The organism is Arthrobacter sp. zg.Y820, assembly GCF_030125555.1.
Classification (GTDB): Bacteria; Actinomycetota; Actinomycetes; order Actinomycetales; family Micrococcaceae; genus Arthrobacter_B.
Genome location: NZ_JASKLX010000006.1, coordinates 62,028 through 81,294, shown reverse-complemented (window position 1 = coordinate 81,294; position 19,267 = coordinate 62,028). Strand labels below are relative to the sequence as shown.

15 protein-coding genes and 2 tRNA genes are annotated in these 19,267 nt (G+C 64.8%); 5 read left to right on the top strand and 12 right to left on the bottom strand.

Translation table 11 applies throughout. From position 1 onward, the window contains the following. The first annotated feature begins 394 nt into the window (after window positions 1-394). Entirely contained in the window at window positions 395-1,018 is a 624-nt protein-coding gene (locus tag QNN99_RS05590; protein WP_229965426.1) for a vitamin K epoxide reductase family protein, read from the top strand. 32 nt (window positions 1,019-1,050) lie between these two features. Here the strand turns inward: QNN99_RS05590 and QNN99_RS05585 are convergent, their stop codons facing one another. Then, window positions 1,051-1,686: a CG0192-related protein gene (locus QNN99_RS05585; protein ID WP_229965425.1), complete on the bottom strand. Its 636-nt coding sequence runs from the start codon at window positions 1,684-1,686 to the stop codon at window positions 1,051-1,053. 131 nt (window positions 1,687-1,817) lie between these two features. Here QNN99_RS05585 and QNN99_RS05580 point away from each other — a divergent pair, with 131 nt between their 5' ends. Next, entirely contained in the window at window positions 1,818-2,930 is a 1,113-nt protein-coding gene (locus QNN99_RS05580) for an SDR family oxidoreductase (protein WP_229965424.1), read from the top strand. 139 nt (window positions 2,931-3,069) lie between these two features. On the opposite strand, the gene ndk is transcribed toward QNN99_RS05580, so the two are convergent. The 5 genes from ndk to QNN99_RS05555 all read right to left on the bottom strand — a co-directional run bounded on the left by ndk (window position 3,070) and on the right by QNN99_RS05555 (window position 9,862). Continuing rightward, window positions 3,070-3,489 carry a nucleoside-diphosphate kinase gene (gene ndk, locus QNN99_RS05575; protein WP_229965423.1) on the bottom strand — a complete coding sequence of 140 codons (420 nt, stop codon included), beginning with the start codon at window positions 3,487-3,489 and terminating at the stop codon, window positions 3,070-3,072. Between the two features lie 40 nt (window positions 3,490-3,529). After that, window positions 3,530-4,003 (bottom strand): DUF4233 domain-containing protein, encoded by a 474-nt coding sequence (locus tag QNN99_RS05570; RefSeq protein WP_229965422.1) that lies wholly within the window; start codon window positions 4,001-4,003, stop codon window positions 3,530-3,532. Window positions 4,004-4,008: 5 nt separating this feature from the next. Beyond that, complete coding sequence (locus QNN99_RS05565) at window positions 4,009-5,388, bottom strand: bifunctional folylpolyglutamate synthase/dihydrofolate synthase (protein WP_229965421.1); 1,380 nt, start codon at window positions 5,386-5,388, stop codon at window positions 4,009-4,011. Further along, the gene (gene ileS / locus QNN99_RS05560) at window positions 5,388-8,696 is read right to left on the bottom strand and encodes an isoleucine--tRNA ligase (RefSeq protein ID WP_229965420.1); all 3,309 of its coding nucleotides are present in this window, start codon (window positions 8,694-8,696) and stop codon (window positions 5,388-5,390) included. The genes QNN99_RS05565 and ileS overlap by 1 nt, the downstream gene beginning before the upstream one ends. 368 nt (window positions 8,697-9,064) lie before the next feature. Then, window positions 9,065-9,862, bottom strand: coding sequence for an SDR family oxidoreductase (locus QNN99_RS05555; protein ID WP_229965419.1), 798 nt, complete (start codon window positions 9,860-9,862; stop codon window positions 9,065-9,067). Window positions 9,863-10,042: 180 nt separating this feature from the next. Here QNN99_RS05555 and valS point away from each other — a divergent pair, with 180 nt between their 5' ends. Then, window positions 10,043-12,670 (top strand): valine--tRNA ligase, encoded by a 2,628-nt coding sequence (gene valS / locus QNN99_RS05550; RefSeq protein ID WP_229965418.1) that lies wholly within the window; start codon window positions 10,043-10,045, stop codon window positions 12,668-12,670. A gap of 84 nt (window positions 12,671-12,754) precedes the next feature. On the opposite strand, the gene QNN99_RS05545 is transcribed toward valS, so the two are convergent. The 6 genes from QNN99_RS05545 to QNN99_RS05520 form a co-directional block, all read right to left on the bottom strand. Continuing rightward, complete coding sequence (locus QNN99_RS05545; RefSeq protein WP_229965417.1) at window positions 12,755-13,372, bottom strand: mycothiol-dependent nitroreductase Rv2466c family protein; 618 nt, start codon at window positions 13,370-13,372, stop codon at window positions 12,755-12,757. Window positions 13,373-13,422: 50 nt separating this feature from the next. Further along, window positions 13,423-14,715, bottom strand: coding sequence for an ATP-dependent Clp protease ATP-binding subunit ClpX (gene clpX, locus QNN99_RS05540; protein WP_229965416.1), 1,293 nt, complete (start codon window positions 14,713-14,715; stop codon window positions 13,423-13,425). Between the two features lie 170 nt (window positions 14,716-14,885). Continuing rightward, entirely contained in the window at window positions 14,886-15,557 is a 672-nt protein-coding gene (locus QNN99_RS05535) for an ATP-dependent Clp protease proteolytic subunit (protein ID WP_229965415.1), read from the bottom strand. 48 nt (window positions 15,558-15,605) lie between these two features. After that, window positions 15,606-16,226: an ATP-dependent Clp protease proteolytic subunit gene (locus tag QNN99_RS05530; RefSeq protein WP_229965773.1), complete on the bottom strand. Its 621-nt coding sequence runs from the start codon at window positions 16,224-16,226 to the stop codon at window positions 15,606-15,608. A 342-nt stretch (window positions 16,227-16,568) separates the two neighbouring features. After that, window positions 16,569-17,948 carry a trigger factor gene (tig, locus tag QNN99_RS05525; protein ID WP_229965414.1) on the bottom strand — a complete coding sequence of 460 codons (1,380 nt, stop codon included), beginning with the start codon at window positions 17,946-17,948 and terminating at the stop codon, window positions 16,569-16,571. A 55-nt stretch (window positions 17,949-18,003) separates the two neighbouring features. After that, window positions 18,004-18,077, bottom strand: a tRNA-Pro gene (locus tag QNN99_RS05520). Between the two features lie 141 nt (window positions 18,078-18,218). On the opposite strand from QNN99_RS05520, the gene QNN99_RS05515 reads away from it, so the two are divergent. Further along, window positions 18,219-18,289: transfer RNA gene (locus QNN99_RS05515), tRNA-Gly, on the top strand. Between the two features lie 370 nt (window positions 18,290-18,659). Beyond that, window positions 18,660-19,124 (top strand): Fur family transcriptional regulator, encoded by a 465-nt coding sequence (locus tag QNN99_RS05510; RefSeq protein WP_229965413.1) that lies wholly within the window; start codon window positions 18,660-18,662, stop codon window positions 19,122-19,124. The last annotated feature ends 143 nt before the right edge of the window (window positions 19,125-19,267 follow it).

Below are 19,267 nucleotides of genomic sequence, written 5' to 3'. Positions count from 1 at the left end.
GCCACATTCCAATGCCCAGCGGGCAATGTGTCGGCTGTGCGGGGGGCATCAGTTGCCTGCCGCCAGCCGGAAGTCGTCTGGATGTCATCCGAGGTCGTGCCAGCTGTAGGGCGCGGTATCACTCGAAGACCAGCGGCGCTTTTCCTGCTACCTGTCGGCACGTTACGACGTTGCCGCTACGGGTAGGTCTGATCGGCGGATTCCCTGGTTCCCATCCGGATTGATGGGCGAGCTGCTTGGGAAGCATCACCGACAGAACCGGAAGCCTGTCGCTGGACCGGCGGCGGAATGTGGTTCCGCCATCAGCCACAGTCATTATCTCACACACCCGACTTTTTGGCCCGCAGCAGCGCATAGACTCGACACATATCAGCACCCGCCAAAGGAGATCCCAGTGCCTTCCAGCACCGCCAATCAGCAAGTTACCCGCCGGCCCGCCGAACAGCGGGCGCCGGAGCGCGGTTTTGCCTGGATCCTGCTTATCTCCGGCGCCGTCGGCTGGCTGGCTTCTTCCATCCTGGTTCTGGAACGGCTGCGCGTATACGCCGACGCCAACTACATCACCAGCTGCGACATCAGCCCCTGGGTCTCCTGCGGCACCGTGTTCCAGACCTGGCAGGCCTCGATCTTCGGGTTCCCCAATCCCCTGATCGGGATCGTGGCATTCGCGGTGGTGATCACCACCGCCGTCGCCATGCTGGCCGGCGCCGGCTTCCGGCGCTGGTACTGGCTCGGGTTGCAGGCGGGCGTCACCCTGGGCATGGTGTTCGTGGTCTGGCTGTGGAGCCAGGCACTGTTCGACATCTACGTGCTGTGCATTTACTGCATCGTGGTGTGGGCTGCCATGATTCCGCTGTTTGTCTTCGCCACAGTCCGCAACCTGGCCCGCGGTGTCCTGCCGGCACCGGCCGCACTCGTGAAGTTCACCTCGGAGTGGGCCTGGGTCATTGTTTCCCTGCTCTGGGTCGCCACTGCCGCTTCGATCTTCTTCCGGTTCATCAACTCCTTCCTCGGCTGAGCTTCCGCCTCGGACAGCGCCCGGACAGCGGATCAGCCAACCGGCAGGGCCCAGGCAAGCAGGACCGGAATGTCCTGCCCGTTCCAGCCGGCGGTCAGGGATGGATCGGCTACGGCCTCTCCCCCGAGATCAAGCACCCTCACGACGGAGAGCTCCCAGTCTCCGGACCGAATCCGCGTGACGGGCAGGTCCGCGGGTCCCGGCTGCGGCCCTTCAGCCAGCTCCGCGCCGTCGGGCAGTCCGCCGGCACGGACAGTGATGGTCTCCGGAATCTGTTCCCGGACGCCGTCCTTCTCGTAATACTGGGCCGCCTGCCCCTGCCCGGTCAGGATCGAAACGGCCAGCGCCTGTCCGTAGGCGGGGTCCCCGCAGGCGTCATAGACCCAGCGCCGGCCCAGCACCGAGTGCTCCATGGTGCTGATCAGGAACGCTTCAGCGCCTTCGAGGGGCGCGCCCCGGTATGTCAGGGGAACCTGGAGCACGTTCGCCCCGGCGGCCACGAGATGGGTTTCAATGCCGACTTCGCCGTCGGGATCATCAAATCGAAAGGCGCCCACCCCCTCGATGGCCAGCGGGCCGGCGCCGGGAAACCAGTCGGTGGTGGGCAGCCAGGAGGAGATGAGTTCCATCTTGCCCGGATGCAGATCTGCTTGGTAGATGTGTGCCATCCGCCCAGCCTAGGGGCACGGACGCCGGACGTCAGGAATTTCCGCGGCCGGTGTCCTGTTGTCGCCTACAACAGCATCGGCAGGATTACTTTTGCCGCATGCGCACCTACCCCCACTTCTGCAGGAGAACCATGCTGAGAACCATCCCCGTGCACCAAGCCGACCACTCCGCCCGCACTGCCCTCGTGGCCGGTGCCACCGGAATCGCAGGTGCCGCAATCGTTGACCTCCTGGCGAGCCAGGGCTGGACGGTCCTGGCCCTGTCGCGGAAGGGAGCCTCGGCCAACGCGCCGGAGGCGCGCCCCGGCGTCGTCCCGGTGGCAGCTGACCTGACCTCGCCGGAGAGCCTCGCCGCAGCGCTGGGCGACCTGCAGCCGACGCATGTGTTCTTTACCTCCTGGTCCCGCCAGGACACCGAGGTCGAAAATATTGCCGTCAACTCAGCCATGGTCCGGAACCTGCTGACCGCACTGGAGCACGCTCCGGTGGAACACGTGGCCCTGATGACCGGACTCAAGCACTACATGGGTCCCTTCGAGGCCTACGGGGAAGGGGAAATGCCCGACACCCCCTTCTCCGAAAACGAACCCCGACTGCCGGTGGACAACTTCTACTACGCGCAGGAAGACGAACTGATGGCTGCGGCCGACCGCCAGGGCTTCGCCTGGTCGGTGCACCGGGCCCACACGGTGATCGGATTCGCCGTCGGCAACGCCATGAACATGGGCCAGACCCTGGCCGCACAGGCAACGCTGTGCCGGGAACTCGGACTGCCGTTTACCTTCCCCGGCTCCGAAACCCAGTGGAACTCCGTCACCGACATGACCGACGCCGGCCTTCTCGCCGAGCACATGGTGTGGGCCGCCACCGATGAGCACACCGCCAACGAAGCGTTCAACGTGGTCAACGGCGACGTCTTCCGCTGGCGCTCCCTCTGGCCGCGTCTGGCGGCCTGGTTCGGCGTCGAGCCCGCCGGCTTTGACACCGAGCCGCGGCCGCTGGAAGTGCAGATGGCTGACATGTCCGAGGCCTGGACAAAGCTGGCAGTGCGGGACGGACTGGCAGAGCCCGAGCTCGGCCGGCTGGCAACGTGGTGGCACACCGACGCCGACCTCGGCCGGAAAATGGAGGTCCTCACCGACATGAGCAAGAGCCGGGTGGCCGGCTTCACCGGATACCGCCGCACGGAGGATGCTTTTATCGAGCTCTTTGACCGGCTGCGCGCCGAACGCCTGATTCCCTAGGCTCCGTAAGCGGAGAACAGACAGAAAGAGGAGGGCGGGCCCCCGGGGGGGGCCGGCGCCGCGGGGTGCCGGGGCCAGGGCCCCCCGGGGGGGGCCGGCCCTCCTCTTTGTCCGGGGAACTGCTCCCCGGGGGTGGAAACTACTTGCCGAACCAGATGCCGATTTCACGGGCCGCGGACTCGGGGGAATCCGAACCGTGCACGAGGTTCTGTTGCACGGCCGTTCCCCAGTCGCGGCCGAAGTCGCCGCGGATGGTGCCCGGGGCGGCAGTGGTCGGATCGGTGGTTCCGGCCAGGGACCGGAAGCCTTCAATGACCCGTGCACCCTCAAAAATGGCCGCGACGATCGGGCCGCTGAGCATGAACTCCACCAGCGGTTCGTAGAACGGCTTGCCCTCGTGCTCGGCGTAGTGCTCCTCGAGCACGGCGCGGGTGGCCTCCACCTTCTTCAGCTCGGCCAGGGTGTAGCCCTTGGCTTCAACGCGCGCCAAGATGGCTCCGGAGAGGTTCCGCTCCACGCCGTCGGGTTTGATCAGTACAAGTGTGCGCTCGGTGCTCACGGTAAATCTCCTTGCCAAGTTGCGGATTTCTGGTCTAAGCCTAGTCTGTGGCCGCTTCGCCGGCAGTGCCGGCGCCTGCCGAGCCTTCGGGATGGGCTTTTTCCCATTCCTCCTGCTCGCGGTCCCGCTGGCGGTTTTCGCGGTCCAGCCGCATGCCCGTCTTCAGCGCGTACCACCAGGTGCCGGCGAAGAGCGCTCCGACCAGGAACATCATCGGCTCCAGGAAGCCAGTGGCGATGATCACCAGCTGAAGGATCCAGCCAATCACCGGACCGGCCGGCTTGGACAGAAACGCGCAGGTTGCGATCAGCGCTGCGCTCAGGACGAGGCCGCCGCTGAGGATGATCGCGGGATTCAGGACGTCGCGCTGCAGGCCAAAAACGGCGAGCGTTGCGAAGATCACCAGGAACGCTTCCAGCGTAAGGACCACGGAGGCGAACATGATGCGCACGGAGCGCCGCTTTTTGGGCATGCCCGGGCGCCACTCGCGCTGGGCTTTGGTCAGCTTTGCCATGGCCCTTACTTTCCCAAGAGGGTGCGCGCTTCGGCCACCACGGTGATGGACCCAATGATCAGGACACCGCCGGCCAGGTCATTGTTCTCTTCGGCCTTGGCGACAGCCCACTCCAGCGCGTTGTCCAGGCCCGGTTCCACCTGCAGGTCCGCGTCGGCAAAGCCGGCGTCGACGGCGTCCTGAACCAGGTCTTCGGCCGAAAGGGCCCGCGGCGAGCTGGACTGCGTGAGGCAGACTCCGGCGATCTGGTCGCCGAGCGTCTCGCGCAGTTCGGTCAGGATCCCGACGGCGTCCTTCTCCGCCAGAATGCCCACCACCAATACCAGGGAGGTGAAGCTGAACGCTTCCAGCACAGCCTCTGCAGCGGCTTTGGCACCTGCCGGGTTGTGCGCGGCGTCCACCACGATGGTGGGGGCGGTCCGAACCACTTCCATGCGGCCCGGCGAGGTGACGGTGGAGAACCCGGTGCGCAGCAGCTCCACATCCAGTTCCTTGGTTCCTCCGCCGATGAAGGCCTCCAGCGCAGCGACGGCGACGGCGGCGTTTTCGGCCTGGTGCTTGCCGTGCAGCGGCAGCAGCAGGTCCTCGTAGCGCCCGGCGAGTCCGGCGATGGTGAGCATCTGCCCGCCCACTGCCATGACCCGGGATTCGATGCCGAACTCCACGCCCTCGAAGCGGTACGGGATGCCCACTTCACGGGCCTTCTCCAGCAGCATCTGGGCCGCCTCCATCGGCTGGGCGGCACTGATCAGGAACCCGTTTTCCTTGATGATGCCGGCCTTTTCCATGGCGATGTCGGCGACGTCGTCGCCCAGCAGCTCGGTGTGGTCCAGGGAGATCGGGGTGATCACGGAAACCGAACCGTCGCCCACGTTGGTGGCGTCGGTGATGCCGCCCAGACCCACTTCAATGACCGCCACGTCCACCGGTTCGTCGGCGAAGACCGCGAACGCCAGGATGGTAACGGCCTCAAAGTAGGTCAGGCGCGGCTCTCCGGCGGCAGTCAGTTCGCCGTCGACGATGTCCAGGTAGGGGTGGATTTCATCCCAGATCCGCACAAACGTCTCATCGGAAACGGATTCGCCGTCGATGCTGATCCGCTCGGTGACCTTGCTCAGGTGCGGGCTGGTGTACCGGCCGGTGCGCAGCCCGTAGGCACGCAGCCCGGCTTCGATCATCCGCGCCGTGGACGTCTTGCCGTTGGTTCCGGTGATGTGGATGATCGGGAACGCCTTGTTCGGCTCCCCGAGCACCTCCATGGCCCGGAACAGCGGAGCCATCCGGGGCTCCATCTTGTTTTCCGGCGCCCGGCTCAGCAGCTCGGCATAGACGCTCTCAACGGAAAAACCGTCAATTGCTCCAGAGGGTCCGTCAGACATGCTCATTAAATCTTCTCCAGGGTGACGGTGAATTCTTCATCGTCGTCGGCAAGGGTAACTGCCGTGAGAACCAGCTCGTCGGTCAGGGTTTCGGACTTGATCAGTTCGGCATTCGCCTCGAGCGCTGCGGCGGACGACGGCGACGTTTTGACCACGGTGCGGATGTGGTCGCTGATGTGCAGGTTCGCGTCGCGGCGGGCCTGCTGGATGGCGCGGATGCCGTCGCGGGCAGTGCCCTCGGCAGCCAGCTCCGGGGTGACCTCGGTGTTCAGCACCAGGAAGCCGCCGCCGGGCAGGACTGAGACTGCCTTGGAGGACTCGCCGTCGGCGGTTTCCACGACCGTTTCCAGCGTGTATTCCTGCGGCTGCAGTTCAAGGCCGCCGGCGGTGACGGTTCCGGCGTCGTCCACCGACCAGTCGCCGGATTTGGAGGCCTTGATCGCGGTCTGGACGTTCTTGCCCAGGCGCGGACCCGCGGCACGGGCATTCACCACGAGCTTCTGCGTGATGCCGAACTCGGCCGGGTCAGCGGCGGCAGCCTCCATCAGCCGGACTGACTTCAGGTTCAGCTCGTCAGCGATGATCGCCGCGAACTGGCCAGCCAGCGCCTCGGCGTCGGGGGCGACGACGGTCATTTCGGACAGCGGCAGGCGCACCCGCAGGTTCGCGGCCTTGCGCAGCGAGGAACCCACCGAGGCGATCCGGCGGGTGCGGTCCATGCGGTCCACCAGGGCCTCGTCCTGCGGGAACAGATCGGCGTCCGGCCAATCGGTCAGGTGCACCGATCGTCCGCCGGTGAGGCCGCGCCAGATCTCTTCGGAGATCAGCGGCAGCAGCGGGGCGGCGACCCGGCAGACCGTTTCCAGGCAGGTGTAGAGCACGTCGAAGGCCTGGGCGTCTTCGTCGAAGAAGCGGTTGCGGCTGCGGCGGATGTACCAGTTGGTCAGCGTGTCCATGTACTGGCGCAGCGTTTCGCAGGCCTCGGACACGTCGTAGCTGTCCAGCTGCCCGGTCATGGTCCGCACCAGGTCGCCGGTGGCGGCGAGCATGTAGTTGTCCAGCGGTTCGCTGGACTCGTAGCGGGCCTTGGCCTCATAGCCGTTGCCGTTGTCCGCGGCGTTGGTGTAGAGCGTGAAGAAGTGCCACACGTTCCACAGCGGCAGGATGACCTGGCGGACTGCCTCGCGGATGCCCTGTTCGGTGACAACAAGGTTGCCGCCGCGCAGGATCGGCGAGGACATCAGGAACCAGCGCATGGCGTCGGAGCCGTCGCGGTCCAGGACCTCGGACACGTCCGGGTAGTTGCGCAGGGACTTGGACATTTTCTGCCCGTCCGAGCCCAGCACGATGCCGTGGCTGATCACGTTGCGGAACGCCGGACGGTCAAACAGTGCCGTCGCCAGGACGTGCAGGGTGTAGAACCAGCCGCGGGTCTGGCCGATGTACTCGACGATGAAGTCGCCCGGGTTGTGATTCTCGAACCACTCGGCGTTTTCGTGCGGGTAATGCACCTGGGCGTACGGCATGGAACCGGAGTCGAACCAGACGTCCAGCACGTCCTCCACGCGGCGCATGGTGGACTGGCCCTCTTCCGGGGTGCGGGGGTCATCCGGGTTGGGGCGGGTCAGCTCGTCGATGAACGGTCGGTGCAGGTCGGGCTCGCCGGCCTTGTTCACCGGCAGGCGGCCGAAGTCGGCCTTCAGTTCCGCTAGCGAACCGTACACGTCGGTGCGGGGGTAGTTGGGGTCGTCGGAGACCCAGACCGGGATGGGGCTGCCCCAGTAGCGGTTGCGGCTGATGGACCAGTCACGCGCGTTTTCGATCCACTTGCCGAACTGGCCGTCCTTGACGTTGTCCGGGATCCAGTTGATCTGCTGGTTCAGCTCCACCATGCGGTCCTTGACCTTGGTGACCTCGACGAACCAGGAGGAGACCGCCTTGTAGATCAGCGGGTTGCGGCAGCGCCAGCAGTGCGGGTAGCTGTGCTCGTAGCTGGCCTGGCGCAGCAGGCGGCCGTCGGCGCGCAGCACCTTGGTGATCGCCTTGTTCGCGTCGAAGACCTGCTGGCCGGCAATGTCGGCCAGGGGGCCGTCGCCAAACATGGGCAGGAACTTGCCACCCTCGTCCACGGAGAGGATCACCGGGATGCCATTGGCTTCACAGATCTTCTGGTCGTCCTCACCGTAGGCGGGAGCTTGGTGGACGATGCCGGTGCCGTCGGTCGTGGTGACGTAGTCGGCGGTGACGATCTGCCAGGCGTTGGCCGTGCCCCACTTCTCAGTGTCGGTGTAGTAGTCCCACAGCGGCGCGTAGCGCAGTCCGGCGAGGTCCTTGCCCAGGTGCACGGCGGTGACGGCCCCACGGGCGGCGTCGGCGTCGTCGTACCCCAGGTCCTTGGCGTAGGCACCCACCAGGTCTTCGGCGAGCAGGTAGCGGGCGGCCGGATCGCCCTGCGGGGTGCCGTTGGGGCCGGCGGGCACCACGGCGTAGCGGACGGAGGGCCCGACGGCGAGGGCCATGTTGGTGGGCAGGGTCCAGGGCGTGGTGGTCCAGGCGATGGCGAGAACGCCCTCGAGCTCGGCGGAGAGCACGTTGTCGCCGGCGGTGATCGGGAAGGTCACCGTGACGGTCTGGTCCTGGCGGTCCTTGTAGACGTCGTCGTCCATGCGCAGTTCATGGTTGGACAGCGGCGTCTCGTCCTTCCAGCAGTACGGCAGCACGCGGAAGCCGCTGTAGGTCAGGCCCTTTTCATGCAGGGTCTTGAAGGCCCAGATGACCGATTCCATGTAGTCGACATTGAGTGTCTTGTAGTCGTTCTCGAAGTCCACCCAGCGGGCCTGGCGCGTGACGTAGTCCCGCCACTCGCCGGCATATTCCATGACCGAGGCACGACAGGCGTCGTTGAACTTGTCGATGCCCATCTTCTCGATCTGGACCTTGTCGGACATGCCCAGCTGCTTCATTGCCTCAAGTTCAGCGGGCAGGCCGTGCGTGTCCCAGCCGAAGCGGCGCTCGACTCGGCGGCCGCGCTGGGTCTGGTAGCGGGCCACCAGGTCCTTGGCGTAGCCGGTGAGCAGGTGCCCGTAGTGCGGCAGGCCGTTGGCGAAGGGAGGGCCGTCGTAGAAGACAAATTCGTTGGCGCCGTCTTTGCCGGCAGGCCGTGCATCAATCGAGGCCTGGAAGGTGCCGTCCTTGTCCCAGTACTTCAGAACGCGTTCTTCGAGTTCCGGAAACCGGGGGGAAGACGGGGCGGCGTTTTCTGCCGGGGCGGCGGCCGTAGTGGCCTTGGGATAGATAGAGGGCATATTCGTCATCCTGATAGCGGCAAGTAATTCTGGTGAAAAACAGGATGCGAGGGCGGAATCCTTGCCGGCTCAAAGCCTGCGGGAATCCGCGGTACCACCTCGCTTGCCGCCGTCGTCGTCCGCGCCGTGCGTTGCAGTGAACTGCAAAACAATGCGCCGCCGAACCGGGCTGCCGCTCGTTGACTGCTGTGACGGGCTTACCCGTCCGGTTCTACTGGGCCCCGTGTTGCAGTGGCAGGGCTGTTCTTCCGGAAGCTCACCGGTGATGGCCGGGTCAAAGCTGCTCCCGCCAGTTTAGGCCACGGCTTCAGCGATGTCGAAGTACACCGAAGGCGTGCCGTGCCCGCTGCGGCAACGCGTTGGCCGGCGGATGGCCGTTACCGGCGGATGACCTTGTGGTTTGCTGCCTGGGCCAGCGGGCGCAGCACTACCTTGTCCAGGTTGATGTGGTGGGGAAGGTTCAGGGAATAGGCCATGACATCCGCTACGTCTTCGGCGGTGAGCGGCTCCGCGACGCCGGCGTAGACCTTTTCGGCCGCTTCCTCGTTCCCCAGACGGTTCCGGGAGAACTCCGCTGTCTTGACCATGCCGGGGAGGATCTCGATGACCCGCACGTTGTTTTCCGCCTCTTCCAGGCGCAGGGTTTCCGCGAGCGCCTGTTCAGCCGACTTGGCCGCGCAGTAACCGGCGCCGCCTTCGTAAGCAGCCAGGGCCGCCGTCGACGTCAGCATCAGGATGGAGCCCTGGCCGGATTCGCGCAGGGCGGGCAGGAATGCCTGGGTAACCCGGAGTGCTCCGATGACGTTCACGTTGTACATGGCTTCCCAGTCGCTGAGCTTGCCCTCGGCCACCGAGTCCATGCCGAAGGCGGCGCCGGCGTTGTTGATCAGCGCGTCCACTCCCCCGCCGGCCAGCACCTCTTCGGCCATCTTCGTTACCGATTTGCTGTCGGTCACATCTGCGGTGACGGTCTGCGCGCCGGTTTCCTCGGCGAGCGCCTGCAGTTTCTCTTCCCGGCGGGCCACAGCCACGACATCCCAGCCGGAGGCGCGCAGGGCGCGGACAGCTGCCGCTCCAATTCCTGAGCTTGCTCCGGTCACTACTGCGCGCTTGGCGCGCTGGACGGGGCTGGACTGGGCGGCTGAAGGCGCGGGGGAAGTCACGGCGGAAGTCATGCAGCCACTGTAGTCATTGGGTCCGCCTGCTCCACAGGTCCCGGGCCCCGTATTACGTGTGCAGCCGCTGCTTGTCCGGCTCCGTGCACTGGTTGCAAGACCAGGCCCGCCATCACCGCCAAACCCGCATCACAGCGCACAGTGCCGCACGCCATACCGCCCGCGTGAAAGAATGGACCCATGGCTGAAAACTTTCCGGGCACAGACACGCCCGACAACGCACCCAAGACCGTATCCGTCCCCGACAAGCCCGCCCTCGAGGGCCTTGAAGCAACCCTGAGCCGCCGCTGGCGCGAAGAGGGAACGTACGCGTTCAACGAAGACACGGTCCGCGAGGACGTCTACTCGATCGACACTCCCCCGCCCACGGCTTCCGGTTCACTGCACGTGGGACACATGTTCTCCTACACGCAGACCGACGTCATGGCCCGCTACAAGCGCATGACCGGCAAGAACGTGTTCTACCCGATGGGCTGGGACGACAACGGCCTGCCCACCGAGCGCCGGGTGCAGAACTACTACGGCGTCCGCTGCGATCCGACCAAGCCCTACGATCCGGACTACCGCCCGCCGGCCACCGCACCGAAGAACCAGCGCGACTTCGACGTCATCTCCCGCCGGAACTTCATCGAGCTGTGCGAGGAGCTGGCTGTGGAGGACGAGAAGGTCTTTGAGGACCTCTTCTCCACCCTGGGCCTGTCCGTGGACTGGACCCGCACCTACCGCACCATCGATGACAACTCCCGCGCCGTCAGCCAGCGCGCCTTCCTGGAGAACCTCAAGGCCGGCGATGCCTACATGTCGGAGGCTCCCACGCTCTGGGACGTCACCTTCCGCACCGCGGTCGCCCAGGCCGAGGTGGAGGACCGCGAGCAGCCCGGCGCCTACCACCGGATCAGCTTCCATGCCCCCGACGGCGAAAAGATCTTCGTGGAGACCACCCGTCCGGAGCTGCTTCCCGCCTGCGTCGCCCTGGTCGCACACCCCGACGACGAGCGTTACCAGCGCCTGTTCGGCACCACGGTCACGTCCCCGCTGTTCGACGTCGAGGTCCAGGTCCGCGCTCATCCGCTGGCCAAGCCGGACAAGGGTTCGGGCATCGCGATGATCTGTACTTTCGGCGACCAGACCGACGTCACCTGGTGGCGGGAACTGAACCTGCCCACCCGCGCCGTCGTCGGCCGTGACGGCCGCCTGCTGGCCGAAACGCCGGAGTGGATCACCACGGAAAAGGCGAAGGAAAACTACGCCGCCGTGGCCGCCAAGACCGTCTTCAGCGCCAAGGAAGCCGTCGTGGAGATGCTGCGCGAAAGCGGCGACCTCGAGGGAGAACCGAAGAAGATCACGCACCCGGTGAACTTCTTCGAAAAGGGCGACAAGCCGCTTGAGGTAGTCACCAGCCGCCAGTGGTACATCCGCAACGGCGGACGGGACGAGGACCGCCGGGGACGCCTGATCGCCCGCGGCAAGGAAATCGACTTCCATCCGGCGTTCATGCGTTCACGTTACGAAAACTGGATCGAAGGCCTGAACGGCGACTGGCTCGTTTCGCGCCAGCGCTTCTTCGGCGTTCCTGTTCCCGTCTGGTATCCGCTGGATGCCGCCGGCAACCCGGACTACGAGAATCCGGTGCTGCCCGCGTCCGAGTCGCTGCCGGTGGATCCGGCCGCGGAGCCGGCCCCGGGCTACTCGGAGGACCAGCGCAATCAGCCCGGCGGCTTTGTCGGCGACGCCGATGTCCTGGACACCTGGGCCACGTCGTCCCTGACGCCGCAGATTGTGGGCGGCTGGAGCCGGGATGAGGACCTGTTCGCCAAGGTCTTCCCCTTTGATCTGCGCCCGCAGGGGCACGACATCATCCGCACCTGGCTGTTCTCCTCCGTGGTCCGCGCCGACGCGCTGAACCACGCAGCGCCGTGGAAGCACGCCGCCATCTCGGGCTGGATCCTGGATCCGGACCGCAAGAAGATGTCCAAGTCCAAGGGCAACGTGGTGGTCCCCACCGATGTGCTCAACGACTACGGCTCCGACGCCGTCCGCTACTGGGCGGCCTCGGCCAAGCTCGGTGCCGACACGGCCTACGAGATTGCGCAGATGAAGATTGGCCGCCGCCTGGCCATCAAGCTGCTCAATGCCTCCAAGTTCGTGCTGAACCTGGGTGCCACGGAACAGAACGTTCTCACCGCCGACACCTCGGTGATCACCAACGCGCTGGACTCCGCACTGCTCAAGCAGCTGGCCGAGGTTGTGAATGCCTCCACCAAGGCATTTGAGAACTATGACTATGCCAAGGCCCTGCAGCTGAGTGAGTCCTTCTTCTGGTCCTTCACCGATGACTACGTGGAGCTGATCAAGGACCGCGCCTACGGTGCGTTCGGCGAAGAAGAGCAGGCCTCCGTGCTGGCCACCCTGGCCACCACCCTGGATGCGCTGCTGCGTCTGTTCGCTCCGTTCCTGCCCTTCGCGACCGAAGAGGTCTGGGGCTGGTGGCGGAACGGCTCGGTGCACCGCGCGCCGTGGCCGAACGTCGATGCGCTGTCCGCAGCCGTTGCGGAGGCCGACGCCGGGATCCTCGCCACGGTGGCAACCGCCCTGGGCGGCATCCGCAAGGCCAAGTCCGAGGCCAAGGTCAAGCAGCGCACGGAGGTCCTCAAGGCCGCCGTCACGGCTTCCGCAGCACAGGTGGTCCAGCTGGAGGCCGGGCTGGCCGATCTGAAGGCGGCTGGCAACGTGCGTGAGCTGTCCCTGGCAACAGGCGACGGCGAACTGGCCGTCTCCGACGTCGAGCTGGCTCCTCCGGCCGAGTAGAAGCCTCCGTCCGCAGGAACGGAGAAAGCCCCGCCGGATGTATCTTCCGGCGGGGCTTTCCTGTGTCTGAGTGTGTCAGTTGCTTCAGTCGAACTGCGGGCGCTCGGTACGGCTGCGCTTGATCTCGAAGAAGGCCGGGTTCTCGGCCAGCATGACGGCGCCGTCAAACATCCGGCCCGCTTCCTCGCCGCGCGGAATGCGGGTCAACACCGGACCGAAGAACGCGGTGCCGTTGAACGCGACCACGGGGGTTCCGACGTCGTCGCCCACCCGGGAGATGGCTTCCTGGTGCGAGGCACGCAGCTGGGTGTCGAACGCGTCGCTGTCGGCGTACTGCGCCAGGTCAGCCGGCAGGCCCACCTCCTCCAGGGCTTCCCGGATCACTGCGGTGAAGTCCTTGTTGGCACCGATGTGGATGCGCGTGCCCATCGCGTCGTAGAGCTTCTTGATGTACTCGGCACCGTGCAGTTCCTGCGCGGCGATGATCACGCGCACCGGACGCCAGGCTGCCTCCATGCGTTCCTGGTAATCCTCGGGCAGATCCCGTCCCTCATTCAGGACGGCCAGGCTCATGACGTGCCACGAGGTGCGGACATCACGGACCCTCTCGACTTCGTCCATCCAACGGGAGGTCACCCAGGCGAACGGGCAGGTCGGGTCAAACCAGAAATCAGCTTTTGCTGCAGCGTCAGGCGAGGTCAAGGCAAACTCCTTCAAGGGTTATGCGGATCGTTGGTTGGGGCAACCGCTGATCAGGCGGATTTGTTCCGGCGCTTGGTCGCCACGGCCTGGGAAATCAGCGTGGGCTCGGCCTTCTGTGTCACGACGTCCTCGGTGATGACCACGGTCGCGACGTCGTCGCGGCTGGGCAGGTCAAACATGACCGGCAGCAGCACCTCTTCGAGGATGGCACGCAATCCGCGGGCCCCGGTGCCGCGGGACAGTGCGGCGTCGGCAATGGCGTCCAGGGCGGCAGGCTCAAAGGTGAGCTCCACGCCGTCGAGCTGGAACATCTTCTGGAACTGCTTGACCAGGGCGTTCTTGGGTTCGGTAAGAATCCGGATCAACGCGGCGCGGTCCAGGCTGGACACCGTGGTGATGACCGGGAGCCGGCCGATGAATTCAGGAATCAAACCGAACTTCAGCAGGTCCTCAGGCATGACTTCGGCGTAGGAATCGGCTTCCTTGGCGTTCTCGTTCAGCGGAGCGCCGAAGCCGATGCCCTTCCGTCCGGACCTGGAACCGATGATTTCTTCCAGTCCGGCAAAAGCACCGGCCACGATGAACAGCACATTGGTGGTGTCGATCTGGATGAATTCCTGATGCGGGTGCTTGCGGCCGCCCTGCGGCGGGACGGAGGCAACCGTGCCTTCAAGGATCTTGAGCAGCGCCTGCTGCACGCCCTCGCCGGACACGTCGCGGGTGATCGAGGGGTTCTCGCTCTTGCGCGAGATCTTGTCGATCTCGTCAATGTAGATGATGCCTTGCTCGGCCTTCTTGACGTCGTAGTCGGCGGCCTGGATCAGCTTCAGCAGGATGTTCTCGACATCCTCGCCCACATACCCGGCTTCGGTGAGCGCCGTGGCGTCGGCGACGGCGAAGGGCACGTTCAGGCGGCGGGCCAAGGTCTGAGCCAGATAGGTCTTGCCGCAGCCGGTGGGGCCGATCAGCAGGATGTTGGACTTGCCGATCTCCACGTCGTCGGACATCACGGCGTCGGAAAGGTTGCCGGTGTTCCGCGGCGCGTGGCCGGCCTGGATGCGCTTGTAATGGTTGTAGACGGCGACGGCGAGGGAGCGCTTGGCCGGTTCCTGGCCGATCACGTATTCCTGCAGGGAATCGAAGATTTCGCGCGGCTTGGGCAGCTCGAAGGTGCCCAGATCCGCCACCTCGGAGAGTTCCTCTTCGATGATTTCGTTGCACAGGTCAATGCATTCGTCGCAGATGTAGACCCCGGGGCCGGCAATGAGCTTGCGGACCTGCTTCTGGCTCTTTCCACAGAAGGAGCACTTGAGCAGATCGGTGCTCTCACCAATGCGAGCCATAATTCAGTCCCCTTAGATGGTCCATCGTTCCAACAGCGCCGGACTCCGTCCCCAGACGGGGGCGGGCTCGGCCGGTCAGCCATGTTCCACTCTAGGACAATTGGCTGAGCGATTCAGCAACCAAAAGGCCCGTGGTGCGTAATTTCGCACCACGGGCCTTTTGGAAGCAGTTACATCCGGTTGATGGCCGGGGTCTTGATCTTGCGGGAATCAAGCACCTGGTCGATCAGGCCGTACTCAAGGGCACCGGCGGCGGTGAGGATCTTGTCACGCTCGATGTCCCGGTTCACTTCCTCGGAGGTGTGGTTCGAGTGCAGCGCCAGGGTGTCCTCGAGCCAGGTGCGCATGCGCATGACTTCGGCCGCCTGGATTTCCAGGTCAGACGCCTGTCCACGCTCGCCGCCACCCAGTGCAGGCTGGTGGATCAGCACGCGGGCGTTCGGCAGCGCGAGGCGCTTGCCCGGCGTTCCGGCGGCCAGCAGCACGGCTGCGGCACTGGCTGCCTGGCCCAGGCAGACCGTCTGGATTTCCGGACGGATGTACTGCATGGTGTCGTAGATGGCCGTCATGGCCGTGAACGAACCGCCCGGAGAGTTGATGTACAGGGTGATGTCGCGGTCCGGATCGTTGGACTCAAGGACCAGCAGCTGGGCCATGACATCGTCGGCTGAGGCGTCGTCGACCTGGACACCAAGGAAGATGATGCGGTCCTCAAACAGCTTGGTGTACGGGTCCTGGCGCTTGAAGCCGTACGGCGTGCGCTCCTCGAACTGCGGCAGCACGTAGCGGCTGGACGGCATCTGCGGTGCCGAGCCGCCTGCGGTTCCAAAATGGGTGTTCATAAATTACTCCTGAAGTCTAAGAAAGGTGCGCTGGCTAAGGAGGAAGCGTCAGTCCTCGACCGGGGCTGCGCCCTTGTCCTGGTCAGTTCCGCCGCCGCCCGTGACGCCGCCGGCATGCGCGGAGATCTTGTCGAAGAAGCCGTACTCCAGTGCTTCCGGAGCCGTGAACCACTTGTCGCGGTCGTTGTCCTTCAGGATGGTTTCCACCGACTGGCCGGTCTGCTCGGCCGTGAGCTCGGCCATGACCTGCTTCATGTGCAGGATCAGTTCAGCCTGGATGCGGATGTCGGAGGCGGTGCCGCCGATGCCGCCGGAGGGCTGGTGCATGAGGATGCGGGCATGCGGCGTGGCGTAGCGCTTGCCCTTGGTGCCGGAGGAGAGCAGGAACTGTCCCATGGACGCTGCCAGCCCGGTTGCCACGGTGACGACGTCGTTCGGGATGAACTGCATCGTGTCGTAGATGGCCATTCCGGCCGTCACCGATCCGCCCGGAGAGTTGATGTAAAGGAAGATGTCCTTCTCAGGGTCTTCTGCGGAGAGCAGCAGCAGCTGAGAGCAGATGGCATTCGCGTTGTCATCCCGGACTTCCGAGCCCAACCAGATGATCCGCTCGCGCAGCAGACGGTTGTAGATGTAGTCGTCCCGGCTAGCCGGGTCCACCGTTGCCATTGTGGGTGTGTTGGGTGCAATTGCCATACTGAGTGACCTCTCGCTCTGGCGGGGTACAGAACCGCTAACCGCGTCAGCTGGTCCCGCCGTTTATCTCTTCTAGGACACTAACCTGTTGCGGCTGTGATCTGCTCGGGTTTTGCGGGCTGTTCGCTGACGGCGCACGATGCCCGCCACAGCCCAAGGCAGGGGAAATCACGCGGCCGACGGCGGCTGGCACCGGCGCTTCCCCGGGTTCCGCACTGCGTGCTCCCCCGGTCTCCCTATTGCTTAAACGACGACGCCGCCTGCCCCTGCGGGCAAGCGGCGTCGTCGTCGTTCAGTTGTTCCCCGGCGGGAGGATTATGCCTTGTCGCCGGTCTTCGACTCTTCGGCAACCTCAGCCTCGGGGGCTTCGGTTTCAGCGTCTGCAACGGGGGCTTCTTCGCCGGCGGGGCGGACGAAGTCGCTCAGGTCAATCTCGACACCTGCGGTGTCGGTGACCTTGGCCTGCTCCAGAACCTTGGCGAGGGCCTTGCGGCGGCGGACTTCGCCAACCATCATCGGGACCTGGCCGCTCTGGTCGATCAGCTGCGCGAACTGGTTCGGATCCATGCCGTACTGGCCGGCAGCGGAGACGATGTAGTCGATCAGCTCGTTCTGGCTGACGCCTACCTCTTCCTTGTCGGCAACAGCGTCAAGGATGATTTCGTTCTTGAAGGCTGCGGCAGTGTTCTCGCGAACTTCTGCACGGTGCTCTTCGGTGTCGTGGTCTTCGCCCTGGGAGTGTGCGCTCTCAGAGTTGAAGTGCTGTTCCAGCTGCTCTTCGATGACGGATTCCGGAACCGGAACCTCGATCATTTCCAGCAGCTTCTCCAGGACCTTGTCGCGGGCTTCGACGCCCTGCTCCATCAGCTTGGACTCTGCAGCGCGCTTGGTCAGGTCCTCGCGGAGTTCTTCGATGGTGTCGAATTCGCTGGCCAGCTGGGCGAAGTCGTCGTCGGCCTCGGGAAGCTCGCGCTCCTTGACGGCCTTGACCGTAACGGTGACGGTGGCGTCTTCGCCGGCGTGCTCGCCGCCGGCAAGCTTCGTCTCGAAGGTTGCGGACTCGTCAACGGACAGGCCGGTGACTGCTTCGTCCATGCCCTCGAGCATGGTGCCGGCGCCGACCTGGTAGGAAAGGTCTGCAGCGGAATCGATTTCTTCCTCGCCAACCTTGGCTACGAGATCCATGGTGAGGAAGTCGCCGTCGGCGGCCGGACGGTCAACCGTCTTGAGCGTGCCGAAGCGGCCGCGCAGTTCGTCCAGTGCCTTGGTGACGTCGTCGTCGGAAGCTTCAGCCGGCTCAACGGTGACCTCGAGGCCGGAGTAGTCCGGGAGCTCGATTTCGGGGCGGACATCCAGCTCGACGTTGAAGACCAGCTGGCCCTCGTCGGTGGCGGGGTCCGGAACTTCACTGATTTCCACCTCGGGGCGGCTCATCGGACGGATACCCGTTTCCGATACAGCTTCCTGGTAGAAACCGTTCAGGCCGTCATTGATGGCGGTTTCCAGAACGTAGCCGCGGCCAACGCGCTGGTCGATGAGCCTGTTGGGGACCTTGCCCTTGCGGAAGCCAGGCACCTGCACCTGAGTGGCGATGGTCTTGTAGGCCTCTTCGATGCTCGGCTTCAATTCCTCGAAAGGAACTTCGACAACGAGCTTTACCCGCGTGGGTGTGAGGTTTTCTACAGCGCTCTTCACAGCGTAGTTCTCCTGAGGGTTCTGGGATTGGGTCTGCACCATGTGTACTACAGAGTCGGGGTGACAGGATTTGAACCTGCGACTTCCTGCTCCCAAAGCAGGCGCTCTTCCAAGCTGAGCTACACCCCGTCAGTGCAACTGACAGCCTACCGGCATGCAGGGACATGTGCACAATTGGGTGTGGCCCGAACCTCCCGGAAGCCCGGTTCGGCAGGGGATTTCCGAACCACTGTTTTACCGTGCTAAGGTAAAACCTGCCTTAGGGCGCCGGGGGATGTAGCTCAATGGTAGAGCCTCAGTTTTCCAAACTGATCACGCGGGTTCGATTCCCGTCATCCCCTCAGGAGAATATATCCGGCTGTTGCCGGCTTTGAAAGGGTCTTCCGCTTCGGCGGGGGGCCTTTTTCATTTGTCCCGTCTGTTGCATAACCCGTGTCGTCCTCTTCCTTTCCGTCCTTCGCGCACCTTTGGTTTGCGAGGTGGCACTTGCGGGCCGGACCGGGTCGGCTGTGCCTGGGAGCCTGGAAGCCTGGGTGCTGGGAGCCAGCGTGTTGGGAGCCAGCGTGTTGGGAGCCTAGAACTTTGGGGCCTGGCGCCCGTGCTTGGGAACCGGGACCCGGGAACCTGCGTCTTGCGCGCCTGTGCTTTTTGCGCCGTCCGGGCCGCTAAACTCTTGCCACGATCCAACCCAGTTCCGCGGAGGTGAATGAGATGGCCCAAACGACTGCCCACGCAGGCCCTGCCGGACCGGCGCTCACCGCACTCCAGGTCAGTGCGGCTCTGCGGCACGAAGGGCTCCGTGCGACCATCCCCCGTCTCGACGTATATCGCGCTCTCGCGGTGTCCGGAGGGCACAGGTCAGCGGATGATCTGGCCGGGATGCTCGCAGCCGACGGCGGAACCGTCCAGCGCACAAGCGTCTACAACGCCCTGCGGGCACTGGTGGATGCCGGACTTGTCCAAGTGGTGCAGGCCGGCCCCGGAACCACCCTGTACGAGCTGCGCGGCAGCGATCACCACCATTTCCTGTGCCGCGATTGCGGAACAATCACCGATGTCCCTGCGGGCAGCGAGGTCCCGCCGCTGCTGGACATGAACATCCCGGGAGCCCGAGTGGATTCCGCCCAGGTGGTCCTGCGCGGACTGTGTGCCGATTGCCTGGAGCCGCGGGGCTAGATGTAACTCTCGGACCGGGGTGCCTCCTCGCCATCCTCAGTTCAGCAGCAGTTCACAGTGCCAGGTGGATTTTCGAGTAAGTGTCCAGTAATGGCCCACCGCGGTAACTGTGGTTCGGATCACTAAAATAGAAGACATGTACT